The organism is Sphaerospermopsis reniformis (assembly GCF_005402885.1).
In the GTDB taxonomy this organism is placed as follows: Bacteria; Cyanobacteriota; Cyanobacteriia; order Cyanobacteriales; family Nostocaceae; genus Sphaerospermopsis; species Sphaerospermopsis kisseleviana.
The window spans coordinates 1-12,774 of sequence record NZ_BJCE01000158.1; the positions used below are offsets into that span (position 1 = coordinate 1).

Below are 12,774 nucleotides of genomic sequence, written 5' to 3' on the forward strand. Positions count from 1 at the left end.
GCAATCTATAATCGTCAAAGATATACACCAATTAATTGATAATTGATAATTGATAATTGATAATTGATTGATATTTTTAATTATTAATTAATTAATTAATTAATTAATAATTAAAAAGGTGGGTAATACCCACCATAAAATTAAATATGAGAAGAATGAGAACAACGGTTAAACCATTCTTGATACTTTTGCTGTTGGGATTGATTTTCTACAGAAATTGTGATTTTGACTTGTTGACAACCATGATCTTTTTCTTGAGAGATCGCATTTAAAAGCAAACTAGCAATTTTTGGGGAAATAAACTCTCCACTCACCGTTAAACCTCTATCCAAACTAGAATCTTTTGATATTTCCTCATTTATTAACTCAATACCAGGAATCTCCCCGTGACTTAAATCAATTTCTGCTAATTGTTGGTGTTGTGGACTAACTTGTTCAACAATTAATTTTTCCCGTCTCACAGGAACTTGGATCATCTCAGTTTCGATTTCTTTACGAACAATCACCTCTCCTACCTTTTGTTTATTATGATCAACAAACAACCTTTCTTCCAAGAGAGGGATAATCTTTTCTTCCTTCGTGTCCTTCGTGTCTACCCTTCGGGAAATGCTTTGCATAACGTGGTTCATTAAATACAATCAATATTATTTCAATAGTTAAGATAGAAGGATTCAAAATTCAAAATCCAGATCCAGAATAAATTAAAACTTTGATTATCTTGATGTATTTGATAAAATCTTGAATCTCTTGATTCCTGATTTTACAATTATTCTAACTCCTGAATCCTGAATCCTAAATCCTGACTCCTGAATACTTACTAATTATCGTTCTTCAATCGGGAGATTAGGAGCATTCACATCTAACTCTTCCCGACGAACTGTGTCTTGAGTTTCCACAGTATCTTGCTCAACGACTTTTTTCACTCTCACTTCTTCCCGCACAAAAGCCTCTTTTCTAACTTCCGGGATTTCTTCGTGGATTTCCATGCGAGCAACTTCACCTTCATGGAAGTCAGCTTCACGGGAAGAAACTGTTCTACCAGCATTTTCAGGGGTGACACGCTCAATAACAACGTGTTCTCTTTCAACGGGTACTGATACTCGTGCAGTTTCAGTTTCTACGTGCTTACCAACAGTTACATCCCCCACTTTGCGGCGATGTTTATTAGCAATAAGTCGTTCTTGATACAGTTTTAGAGTTTGATGATCTTGCTCATTTAATCCAAATAACTCCGGTTCATGTTCGTAGCGGTAGGTATCACGGGTGTAATTGGGTGTAGTTCTGGCTGTAGAGGTTGTTGCTACTTCTCTGGAATCTACGGGCGTTGGTGATTCTACTGAACCTGATGCTTCTAGCGGTGTGGTGCGATAGTCGGGTTTACGATATACACCACGCACCCGTTCTTCATAGTCGTAATCTCCTGCTAAACGTTCGTTAAATTCAGGTAAATCTTCTGCCTGTTCTTTTGTTAAACCAAGAGCATAAACGCGATCATTATTATAGTCGATGCGAGTACGACCAATAGGTAGTAAAACTTTTTTACCAAAAATCCAGAAGCCTAAGTCAACTACTAAATAGCGAAAATGTCCATTTTCATCAACTAACGCATCATGGACTGTACCGATTTTTTCATCATTTCTTTCTGTATATACTCCTAATCCCTTAATGTCTTTGTCTTCAAAAGTAGTGCGGTACTGAGGGTCAAAATCTTCTAATTTGTAAAGAACCATTATATTTTTCCTCAACGGTTAATAGTGTTTCTGAATTTCTTACCTTCAAGAATATTAATTGATGCTGATATTTCCATCTTTCTCACGAATGAATCGCCAGAAAATCTAATTATCAAAAGTCAGATATTTGGTGGAAATGAAAAATACCCAATACCCAGATCCCGGACTTCTTGAAGAAGTCGGGGATCTAAACCCCTACTATCTCCTGATTCCTGATTCATGAATTTATACACGATTTTCATTGATATTTAATTCACCGGAGGTATCAATATCTAATTCTTCCCGGCGAATCGTGTCTTCTGCTTCCACAATATCCCGATCTACTACTTTTCTGACTCGCACCTCTTCACGAACAAATGCTTCTTTATGAATTTCTGGAGTTTCTTGATAAACATCTATATGTGCTACTTCCCCTGCTTGAAATTTGATTTCGTTGGGGTCTACTATTGTACCTATCTCTGGTGTTTGAACTCTATCAATAACAACGCGTTCTTTTTCAATAGGTACTGTCACCCGTGCAGTTTCAGTTTCAATGTGTTTACCAACTGCTACTTCTCCTGTTTTCACACGATGTTTGTTAGCAATTAGACGTTCTTCATAAAGTCTGAGAGTTTGATGATATTGCTCATTTAAACCATATAAAGTTGGTTCTTGTTCGTAGTTGTAAGTTTCCAGTTCATAAGTTATGGTACCAAGGTGAGAACGATAGATAGAGCGTACCAATTCTTCAAATGATTGATCAACAATGATGTTTTCCCGGTACTCTGGTAAGTGTTCTACTTGCTGTTTACTCAGTCCATCGACATAGACACGCCCAGCGGGATAATTGATGCGAGCTAGTCCAATGGGTAGTAATATTTTCTTGCCAACAGTATCTAAACTTGTATCAATCACTAAATATCTAAACCTGCCATTTTCATCGACTAAAGCATCAGCAACTGCACCTACTTCTGTTCCTCCTTCGGTATAGAGATTCAAGGTTTTAATATCATCTCCGCCAAAGGTTTCTCTATAGTTTGGATCAAATTCTTCTAGTTTGTAAAGAGGCATATTCTATGTCCATTTTTTTGAATATCTATTCACAACATTAGACGTAATTTGACTATTTTTCCTCTTGCTGATGACTGACTTCTAGCGATATATACTATAGTTTATATTTCATACTGGGAGGTAAATTTTAGGCAATTTTTAGTAGTGATGTTGCTGATGGAAATATAACTAATGATAGATAAAAAATTGATTGAGTAATTTTTTTCTTTCTCATTTTCTCATTTCTCGTTCCCATACTCTGTATGGGAATAAATTCTCAAGGCTCTACCTTGATCAATATCACGAAAATGTTACAAAAGAGTCAGAGACTCTTGATAGCATTCCCAGTCTGAGACTGGGAACGAGGAAATATTTTGAGAAGATCAATTTTCAATTTTTAATATACCCCTACCAACTGTGTATAATTTTGCTGCCGCCAATGGTAAATTCTTCTTCACTATTATAAATAAGCGGTTTTACTGTCACCTAATAATACCCAAACATTATAAGGCAATTAGTCTAAATATTTACATTTTTTCTCTATCATCTATATCTGGCAAGAATACAGGATTTATGAAAATTACAAAACAGCAAATTTTAACAATTCATACTTTCTGCGTCTCTGCGTCTCTGCATGAGATAAATTCATATCAATACTCAACACGAAAAACTAATAATATTGAAGAAACTCCTTCCGGATCTGATGATTCATTAATCGCTAAAAATTTGCAAAAAGAACAATATATTGGTATTGCCATTTTATTAGTAGGATTAATCACTATTATCGGATTTTTTAGTCGTAGATTTGAATATGCTTTAATTTTTGCTCTGACTATCACCATGATATTAATGGTTTTCTTTCTCACAGTTTAAAAATATGTGCAATTACTTCATGAATATTTTAATTTGTTTTTTCAACCTCTTGTTGATAAAAACCGATGGAAGATTGCTGAATACTTACAAAGGTATAAATCAAATGTATGGATTTTACAAAACTTTAAATTTTTCATCAAAATATTTTTATTTTTGTTAACTAGCCGCATGACAACCTTGTATTTAATGCTACTTTGGTGTAAGATAATTAATTGTTTGCAAAATGACCTATTTTCAGGCTTTTCACTCAATTTTTAATTGAGTTAGAAAATGCTTATACATTCCATCCATTTTCTTCGCCAGGTGAAAAAATGCTCTTGTTCTTAAAGCTGATTGATTATCTATTAGCAGCTGTTTTTATCAGTGCGGCTTTCATCATTTATTTCGATTCTAGTAATCAACAGTATGTACTAGCTGGAGTTGGAGCTTTAGCTATTGCAATTTTTTTGTTTCTCCTCAACAGAAACTCAGTTAATAATGCTAGAAAAGAAGCTCAAAAAGCAGAACTAGCAAAAAAAGCTGAACTATACACCTCTTTATTACAGAATAGTAATTCCTTGGAAAACAATACCATAGTTCCTGCCAGAGCCAAAGCTTTAGAGTATTGCCAAGATTTGATTGATGATTACAAAAGCACTAGAAATTTAGCAAGAAATCTTTACTATATCCTGCAAATTTCTACTGTAATTTTGTCTGGTGTCACCCCAATTTTAGTATTGGTGGATAAGTTAGAAACCGGACAACCTTGGCTGAAATGGCTACCAGTCATTTGTCCGGCCGTAGCTTCCATTGTCGCTAGTATTGTCACCTCTTTCCCATTTCAAAAAAATTGGGTTGCAGCTAACGCAACTGTTGAATTGTTAGAAGCAGAACAAGAAAAATTTGTCTTGGGAATTACACCAGCTTACCGTTGTTATGATGTTTCTGGAGAAGCAGAACAACAACAAAGAGTAAGTCAAGCAGTCGAATTATTTATTAACCAAGTAAATAATATTCACCTGCAACAAGTTCAACAAGCAGAACAACAACAGGAGAAGAAGAAAGAAGAAGTCTCCGCTGAAGGAACTAACGAAGAAACAGGTTCTTAAGATAAACCCAAAACTGAATAACCTCTTTAATATTGAATCCTAATACTCAGATACCGGACTTCTTTAAGAAGTCCGGTAGCTTTCAATTATTATCTGTTTCTGTCATTCTAAAAATCATATCTTCTAATGTTCTCAATAAATCTTGTTCATTATAAGGTTTAGAAAAATACGCCCGCGCTCCTAACTGCATTGCTAGTTGACGATGTTTATTACTACTACGAGAAGTCAACATGGCAACGGGAATACTTTTTAAATCAACATGAGATTTTACCCGTTCTAAAAAGCTATAACCATCAAGACGGGGCATTTCAATATCACAAATTACTGCTTGCACTTTTAACCCACTTTCTAACTTTTCCCAAGCATCTTGACCATCTTTAGCTTGTTCAACCTGATACCCTCCTTTTTCCAAAGTTAAGGCTAAATAACGTCGTACATTAATGGAGTCATCGACAATTAAAATCATGCCTTTTTGATGAGTAGGTCTAGCTATGGGTTTCGGTTTTTGTGGTTTGAGAAAAGCTGTTTTTAATTTAGTGGTAGGCAATTGATTAGTTTTATGAGGACGTTGATTGTTTGTTACCCAAGATACTAATTCATTAGTATTTACTAATGGTACTACTCGACCATCACCAAGCATTGTACAGTTACTAAAACCATCAGGTAAAGGTATATTTCCTTCCACTTGACGAATTGCTACTTCTTGTTCACCCCAACAACGATCTATTTGTACAGCTATTGGTTGATGATCATGTTTGATAATTAACACACTACTAGCATTTATTCCCGTCGGACTTTCTATTTCTAAATGATGATAGTGAGAACAATTAAATTCAAAATAATTACCCAAACGCATTAAAGGTAACATGGTATCTTGCCATTTGAGAAATTCTCCACCATCCATTGAAAAAACTTGCTTATTATCTAATAAAAAGATTTCCGCAACTACATCTGTAGGAAATGCTAAAACCATGCGATGATGTGGACTGGTGGCAGTATCGCTTTCTACTAATAAAACTCTTGCAACTGAAAGAGTAAATGGCACTGATAAAGTAAAAGTTGTACCAATTCCTGCTTGTGTATCAACTTGAATATCACCCCGAACTGATTGTAAGTTATTGCGAACTACATCCATTCCCACACCACGGCCAGATAAAGCTGTCACTTTTTCAGAAGTGGTAAAACCAGGTTCAAAAATTAGTGATAATAGTTCATCTTCACTCGCAGTAGCTATTAATGTGGTATCCAAACCCATAGCTACAGCACGTTGACGAATTTTTTCTATAGAAATACCTCTACCATCATCACTGATAGTAATAATTGTGCGATCGCTGCGATGAAATCCTTTAATTTCTATCAATCCTTGTTCTGGTTTTCCTAAACTCCGACGGGTAGCAGGATCTTCAATTCCATGATCAAAAGCATTACGTAACAAGTGCATTAAAGGTTCATTCAAAGCTTCTAAAATACTACGTTCAATTAAGGTTTTCCCCCCTTCAATTTTTAATTGAACATTTTTACCATATTCAACATTTAAATCTCTAATTGCTCTGGGAAAACGTTCAACTAAATCAGATAAAGGACGCATTCGCACTTGCGTTAATTTTCTCTGGACTTGCTTAGATGTTTTATTCAACTTCCGAGCAATTTGATCTGTATCATCAATACTGAGTTGAATATCACTGGCAACTTCTGCTACCTGAACAATAGTTTCCATCACATCCTGAGAAAGCAAGTTTAATTTTTGATAGCGATTTAATGTTTCTGTTTCTCTCATCGTCTCTGCTGATGTTGATACTCCAGAATTTACATCTTCGCTAATGATTTTTTCATAAACTGCACGCACTTGTTGATTTTCTTGATGCAAAGTTTGCACTCGTTGGCCTAGTCCTAAAACCAATTTACGTAATCTTTCTAATTGGGAATTTAAACCATTACGCTGTATGATAATTTCCCCAAATAAATCATTAATTTCTTCTAATTGTTTACTAGGAACTCTAACTGTATTTTCATGAATTTCTTTATCTTTAGTAACTCCAATGATTTCGCTTTTGCGTTCAATATGTTTATAGTCTAAGGATGTATTTTCTTGAGTAAATGCTACATTGGGATCAGGAAACTCGACAGCATTGATTTCTGGGGGTAATTCTATTTCTAAATCTGCAAAATCAGGAATTACTACTTCTGCTACTAATTCTGCTACTAAGGTATTCTCTTGATTTTCTGTAGGGATATTGCTAGTATTAACCTGTGGGGGAATAGGATTAACAACTACTTCCCCTAACTCACCTAGCTCAATATTTGCTGGTATTCTATCCCGTTGATTTGTTAATACTAAAGCTTGCGATCGCCTCCATGCTTGCAATGCTAACTGAGAAATTTCCACACAGCGATCAGGATGATTTGCTAAATGTTCACGCACTGAATCACAAAGCTGAGTAAAAGCAGGTAACTCCAACATTTCACCCAAACCACCAAACTCTGTAGCCATCACTTCTACTTGTGAATATAAATCATTTGTAGAACTATTTGCTGATAAAGATTCTAAAGTTTGTTCTAAAGTTTGTTCTAAAGTTTGCAGACATTCTTCTACTTCCGTTTCAAACAGCAAAGGAATAATTTCTTGACCATCTTCTGGTGAGAGCATGGTAGTAATATCCTCTGGAGAAGGATCACCCAAACGCTCATGCAGTTCATCAAAAATCGGATAACAAAAAGTTCTTAACCATTTATCATCTAGAGATTTTCTATCTGATAATAATTCTACAATTTGCCGTAACCAATCAACTCCAGATAACAATAAACTCTGTAAATGAGTATCAATTTTTAAAGATTTTTTCCGAGTTTTTAAAACCTTAAAAGAATCTTCCAAACGATGAGCCAAATTACTCAAAACTTTAAAACCCATCATCGCCGCACCACCTTTAATAGAATGGGCAGCTCGCATAGCAGCATTAATCTTATCTACATCTAGATGTTTACTTGTATCTATTTTCAGTACGATACTTTCTAAGGTATTCAAATAATCAGTTGCTTCCTCCAAAAACTGCATTTGAATTTCTAGTTCTTTATCTGTAGTCATAGATTATTTTTCCTTATTTATTTTTTAAATTAATTGACTTTAAAAGTCTCAACCTTTTGTTCTAATTGCTGGGAAATCTCCGCAGTTTTTTGTAAAGATGTAGAAATGTGTCGGCAAGACTCGCTATTGCTTTGTGAAATAGCCAGCACATTTTTCATTAATTGGTTAATCACCTGTGATGTTTCTACTTGAGAAACTGAAGCAGTAGCAATTGACTTAACAAAAGCATCTATTTGTTGGGAAATATCTACAATTTCGCTTAAACTCTGCTTCGCATCTGCGGCAATTTGCGTACTTTGAATCACCTGATTTGTCCCCACCTCCATAGCTTTCACAACTTCATCTGTATCTCGTTTAATTTGCTCGACAATTTGCTCAATTTCTTGAGTAGCAGCCGCACTGCGTGTTGCTAATTCCCCTACCTCTTCCGCAACAACAGCAAAACCTTGACCTTCTTCTCCTGCACGTGCCGCTTCAATACCTGCATTAATCGCCAACAAATTAGTTTGAATCGCAATTTGGTTAATTAAAGAAACCACACGAGAAATTTGTTGAGAAGATTCTCCCAAATGCCTAACTTTTTTGGCAGTTTCACCCACGGTTTCTTGCAAAGATAAAATATTTTCTACTGTCAAATCCATTGCTTTTCCACTTTTGTTAGCATTGTGGTTAGCATGATTAGCAATAGCAGTAATTTCTTGAGCGCCATCTGCTAAAGCTTGGATAGAATTAGTCATTTGCTCAACAGTTGCTAAGGTGCGGTTTATTTCTTCAATTTGTGTAGTTGCTGACTCTGCTAAGTATTTGATATAGTCTTGATTTGAGCCAATATCTCTATTAATTTCACTCGCATTCTGTTTGACTTGGGTAACAATATCTCGGAGGCTTTCTAAAATAGAATTGAACACATTAGCAATAGTACCAATTTCCCCATCTTGCACCTTCGCCTGTACTTTTAAATCACCTCTAGTCGCATTTTTTACCTGACTAATTAATTGCAAAAGTTGTAAATGCAGAGTATCTTTTTGCTGCTTTTGTTCCTCAGATATAGATTCTTTGATAGATTCTTGATTCACCTGAATATAATCTTTACCATCAGCAGGTAATTCTTCAGGTAATTCGGCAATTTTCTGATCTTCCAGAGGAGTCTCAATTTTATTAGTGAGGTTTTCTACTGCTACTAATTCAGCCGAATTTTGCTTGATGATACTCTTTGCTAACCAAGCAACCAGCAATGTCATCACTAATGCTATTAATGTTGTGATATTAACAATCAGCTTGAGAAATTGTCTTTGCGGTCCAAAAGCAATTCCAGCATTTTCAGCCAGAATTAATTGCCACTTGAGATCCGGTAAACCTTCTAATTTTTTTAGCGGTGCATAACTAACCAATTGTGGCGTTTGATGAATGGTTCGCACTCCTGTAGAATTTTCCACATTTTCACTGTTCAGCAAGTCAGCTAAACCAGGATATATTACTGTAGCTTTTTGACCTAATAACTCCCTCTGAAGACTGAGAAAAAATTTCCCCTCATGATCAACTAAATAATAATCTTTGTTATTATCTACCTGATCTTTTATTGCTTCTATTAACCCTTGCATGGATATGCGTGTTCTCACTACAGCAATCACTTTTCCTGTAGCTACATCTTTCACAGGAGCAGCAATATAAATCACTACTACATTATTTTGTAATCTTTCTGGTTGACTAATAACAGGACTATTCTTTTGTATAACATCTTGAAAATATTTCAAGTTTTGTTCCTGACTACTGGTTGCACCTTGAGATTGAATAATCACTCTTCCATTTAAGTCAAAAACCGCCAGATGATCATAACCTTGATAAGCTGTAATGAACCGATTTAATACTGTTTGTTTTTCGGCAAGAGTGGTACTTTTACTAACTTCAGCATTAGTCAAAAATGGCAAAGTTGAGAGAATTTGAATATCTCCATATCTTGCCAACAGAAACAGATTAATAATATCACCTAAACTAATTAATTTATTTTCTTGAGTTTTGATAATTTGCTTACTAATCACATTGCTACCAAAGCTATAAGCAATTATGCCAATTCCCAATACTGGCAAGGTACTGATAGCAATGGTAAAAATTAATGCTTTTGTTCTTAATTTCACTTGCTGTAAATATTTATTAATTATATTTTTCCCAAAATACTTATGAGTAGTTGTTATATGTTCCTGTTCAACAACTTCTTTAACTTCTTTTCTCTTATCTGTCATGGGCGATAATGTCTTAATAGATGCTTTTTTATTGGGATCACCAGTCTGAGCAGTGTCAGTTTTATTAAACATAAATAAATACCCCTAAATTAATACCCCTGACTCTATGTAATAATAACAACAAAAAATGATTTTTCTGAGCTTGATTAACTAATCACTGCCCCCATGAGAATAATTTACAATATTATGTGCATCTAATACCAACAATATTTCTTCTTTTTGTTCCACGCAGCCACATAAATAAGGCACTAAACTAGCCGCCACTTGTCCGACAGGAGAATGAATATCATCAGCCATCAATTTAGTCGTACCTTTAATTTCTTGCACAACTAAACCTAAAAGCTTTGATTCCACTTTGGTCACGATAATATTATACTTTCTCAGGCGATGATCTAAACCTTCTAAATTAAACATTTTTGGCAAATCAATTACCCAAATTACCCGACTACGCCAATTCATCAATCCTAATATACAGGCTGGCATATTAGGCATAGATGTTACAGCTTCAATAGGTACAATAATTGCTTCTTGGGTGTGAGCGACGGATAATACAGCTGTAGTTTGTTGATTGATTTGAAATTGAAGATAGCTATCTCCCAAAGAGTTTTGAATGGTTTGATAATACACGGTTTGTTTAGAATTGCTCATGACTGTAATTCAAATATTTGTTGGCAAAATTCTCAAAAATTTATGACTTACGCAATATTAAAATAAAAACCTGATTCTTGAGTAGGGTTAATTCATGAATTACCCCTACTTTCGTTCTGTTTTGCGTAATTACTGAACTTGAAAAGTTCTATCAGGTTCAATATTGAAAAATATTATGCATGAATAATAAGAATTTCAATATTCTTCTGACTTCTGTAAAAACTTTCCCCATCCACAAATTCTCATTCTTAGGGTGAAAGCTTTTAGTCAAGTGTGGCGTAGCCATTGGCTGATTACTGATAGCTCAATACTTACGAAAAGTATTAAATTAACCAATGTATTTAGATACCATTTTCAGCAAATCTGATCTTGTAAAAGGCTTAGTTAAATAGCCAGATGACCTGACAATTTTCGCCTTCGCTTTATCCACAAATCCGGTTCTACCAGTAACCATAATAATGGGTGTATTTTTAAATGCTGAATGCTTCCGTAATAATGAACATAGTTCATAACCATCTAAATTAGGCATTTCTACATCTAGTAAAATTAAGTCTGGTTTGCTTCTAATGATTTGCATTAAAGCTTTAATTGGATCATTAATCATGACAACAGAAAATGTTTTTTCATCTAAAAAATGTCTAATAGAATTCAGCACTGCTTGGCTATCATCAATACAGGCAATTGTATATAATTGCTCACTCAAAACAGATGGCAAATTGTTATGAAAATTCCTTTCAACAGTGGCGAATTTTGCTGATTTATCCTCTAATTCATCTTCTGTTTTTGGTGCAGATGTTGTTTGTTTTGTTAAACTGCTATTAGATAATTTTTTTGACTGAATTTGTTGACGATAACGTAACTGTTTTTGACACTGTTCTACTATTAATTGCAAATCCAGATGACAGTATTTTGGTAGTTCATTTAAGGAATTATCAGTATTAAGTTTATAGTTACCTTCTTTTAAAGAAATAAAAGACTCTAGCACTTCTTTGGACAGTTCTTCTATTAACATCCCTGCTTGTTGATGGGTAATATAATTTTGATTTACTAGCCAGCAAATCGCATGATAGTCAGCGTTTGGTATCAATTGACAGTTATTGCCATACTGATATATCAAACCCATCTGTTCATAAGTTACATTGTTAAAAGTAGGAATTTCCTGATTTAAACGTTGTAAGTGACTCTCCAGACGTTCAAATAGTTTATCTGAATAAGTAGCGTAAGTTAATTTACCTTCTTCTAAATAAATTGACCAAGAAACTAATCCAGTAAATACACTTAAACAACCTGTTACTTTCTTTGTGCTTAACTGTGCCAACAAAGACAGGGGATGTAGTTTGTTAAACAACCTGTAGCTACCTAGAGGAGTTGTCATCATTTTGCTTTAGCTAAATTAAAGACTTGTGATTTGAATTTGCATAGCAGATACATCACAATTGAAACCAAGTATAAAACATCAAAGATTTAGTAGTCATAAATACAAAGCCAGATGTTTTATTTTGTATGAACTCTCAAAAATAACAGAGTTACAGCAGATTGCAGATCAATCAGGTACAGAATCAAAAGTGAAACATAAACAGAAAGAGAGTTTTACTCCTGACTCCTGCTGTATTTAAAGATTATCAAATCTTAGTCAATTTGTAAGTTTTCCATCACTTACTGAGAGATACTGCGATAATCAAATATTTTGGGTGAATCACGCCAAACATATTCACAATCAAATTATAAAAAATTATTAACTTTATTAAATACTGTAATTTACCGCAAATAGCTTTTTAGCTTGCTGTTCACGGTATACTCAACCAATCTCTCTGTATTTATCAGCAAATACAAGTTTTACCCAGCTTTCTTGTTGTTTACACTCTGCTGAATCCAAGCCATTATTTTAATCATGCTGATTTTTCAACTTCGATATCAGCGCCAACAGAAGTTTTTTATGATCAATTTTTTTAAAATGCGGATGAAAGGACTTGAACCTTCACACCTTGCGGTACTAGAACCTAAATCTAGCGCGTCTGCCAATTCCGCCACATCCGCATTAAGATATTATAATAGCATAACAAATTAGTAATGGCAAGAGGGAA

At 34.5% G+C, this 12,774-nt stretch carries 9 protein-coding genes and 1 tRNA gene; 2 read left to right on the forward strand and 8 right to left on the reverse strand.

The window, feature by feature from the left end:
- Positions 1–140 precede the first annotated feature (140 nt).
- The 3 genes from FFR48_RS19000 to FFR48_RS19010 form a co-directional block, all read right to left on the reverse strand.
- Positions 141–617: a DUF2382 domain-containing protein gene (locus tag FFR48_RS19000; RefSeq protein WP_236104114.1), complete on the reverse strand. Its 477-nt coding sequence runs from the start codon at positions 615–617 to the stop codon at positions 141–143.
- Positions 618–821: 204 nt separating this feature from the next.
- Complete coding sequence (locus FFR48_RS19005) at positions 822–1,730, reverse strand: DUF2382 domain-containing protein (protein ID WP_137668452.1); 909 nt, start codon at positions 1,728–1,730, stop codon at positions 822–824.
- Between the two features lie 225 nt (positions 1,731–1,955).
- Positions 1,956–2,780 (reverse strand): DUF2382 domain-containing protein, encoded by an 825-nt coding sequence (locus FFR48_RS19010; RefSeq protein ID WP_137668453.1) that lies wholly within the window; start codon positions 2,778–2,780, stop codon positions 1,956–1,958.
- Between the two features lie 552 nt (positions 2,781–3,332).
- Between FFR48_RS19010 and FFR48_RS19015 the strand changes: the two genes are divergently transcribed.
- Together FFR48_RS19015 and FFR48_RS19020 are read left to right on the forward strand one after the other, a co-directional pair.
- Entirely contained in the window at positions 3,333–3,632 is a 300-nt protein-coding gene (locus FFR48_RS19015; RefSeq protein ID WP_236104115.1) for a hypothetical protein, read from the forward strand.
- Positions 3,633–3,943: 311 nt separating this feature from the next.
- Positions 3,944–4,720 carry a DUF4231 domain-containing protein gene (locus FFR48_RS19020; RefSeq protein ID WP_137668454.1) on the forward strand — a complete coding sequence of 259 codons (777 nt, stop codon included), beginning with the start codon at positions 3,944–3,946 and terminating at the stop codon, positions 4,718–4,720.
- An 82-nt stretch (positions 4,721–4,802) separates the two neighbouring features.
- Here the strand turns inward: FFR48_RS19020 and FFR48_RS19025 are convergent, their stop codons facing one another.
- From FFR48_RS19025 to FFR48_RS19045, 5 genes are all read right to left on the reverse strand, one after another.
- Positions 4,803–7,802, reverse strand: coding sequence for a hybrid sensor histidine kinase/response regulator (locus FFR48_RS19025; protein ID WP_137668455.1), 3,000 nt, complete (start codon positions 7,800–7,802; stop codon positions 4,803–4,805).
- Positions 7,803–7,831: 29 nt separating this feature from the next.
- A complete protein-coding gene (locus FFR48_RS19030; RefSeq protein WP_137668456.1) occupies positions 7,832–10,114 on the reverse strand; it encodes a methyl-accepting chemotaxis protein in 2,283 nt (760 codons plus the stop codon).
- A gap of 78 nt (positions 10,115–10,192) precedes the next feature.
- Positions 10,193–10,690, reverse strand: coding sequence for a chemotaxis protein CheW (locus FFR48_RS19035; RefSeq protein WP_096570950.1), 498 nt, complete (start codon positions 10,688–10,690; stop codon positions 10,193–10,195).
- 328 nt (positions 10,691–11,018) lie between these two features.
- Positions 11,019–12,068, reverse strand: a complete 1,050-nt coding sequence (locus tag FFR48_RS19040) for a response regulator (RefSeq protein ID WP_137668457.1) — start codon at positions 12,066–12,068, stop codon at positions 11,019–11,021.
- Between the two features lie 577 nt (positions 12,069–12,645).
- A tRNA-Leu gene (locus FFR48_RS19045) sits at positions 12,646–12,727 on the reverse strand.
- Positions 12,728–12,774 lie beyond the last annotated feature (47 nt).

What these genes read in the sequence shown, in the direction of transcription:
- FFR48_RS19000 (WP_236104114.1), bottom strand. Translation starts at nt 617, where the DNA reads ATGCAAAGCATTTCCCGAAGGGTAGACACGAAGGACACGAAGGAAGAA.
- FFR48_RS19005 (WP_137668452.1), bottom strand. Translation starts at nt 1,730, where the DNA reads ATGGTTCTTTACAAATTAGAAGATTTTGACCCTCAGTACCGCACTACT.
- FFR48_RS19010 (WP_137668453.1), bottom strand. Translation starts at nt 2,780, where the DNA reads ATGCCTCTTTACAAACTAGAAGAATTTGATCCAAACTATAGAGAAACC.
- FFR48_RS19015 (WP_236104115.1), top strand. Translation starts at nt 3,333, where the DNA reads ATGAAAATTACAAAACAGCAAATTTTAACAATTCATACTTTCTGCGTC.
- FFR48_RS19020 (WP_137668454.1), top strand. Translation starts at nt 3,944, where the DNA reads ATGCTCTTGTTCTTAAAGCTGATTGATTATCTATTAGCAGCTGTTTTT.
- FFR48_RS19025 (WP_137668455.1), bottom strand. Translation starts at nt 7,802, where the DNA reads ATGACTACAGATAAAGAACTAGAAATTCAAATGCAGTTTTTGGAGGAA.
- FFR48_RS19030 (WP_137668456.1), bottom strand. Translation starts at nt 10,114, where the DNA reads ATGTTTAATAAAACTGACACTGCTCAGACTGGTGATCCCAATAAAAAA.
- FFR48_RS19035 (WP_096570950.1), bottom strand. Translation starts at nt 10,690, where the DNA reads ATGAGCAATTCTAAACAAACCGTGTATTATCAAACCATTCAAAACTCT.
- FFR48_RS19040 (WP_137668457.1), bottom strand. Translation starts at nt 12,068, where the DNA reads ATGATGACAACTCCTCTAGGTAGCTACAGGTTGTTTAACAAACTACAT.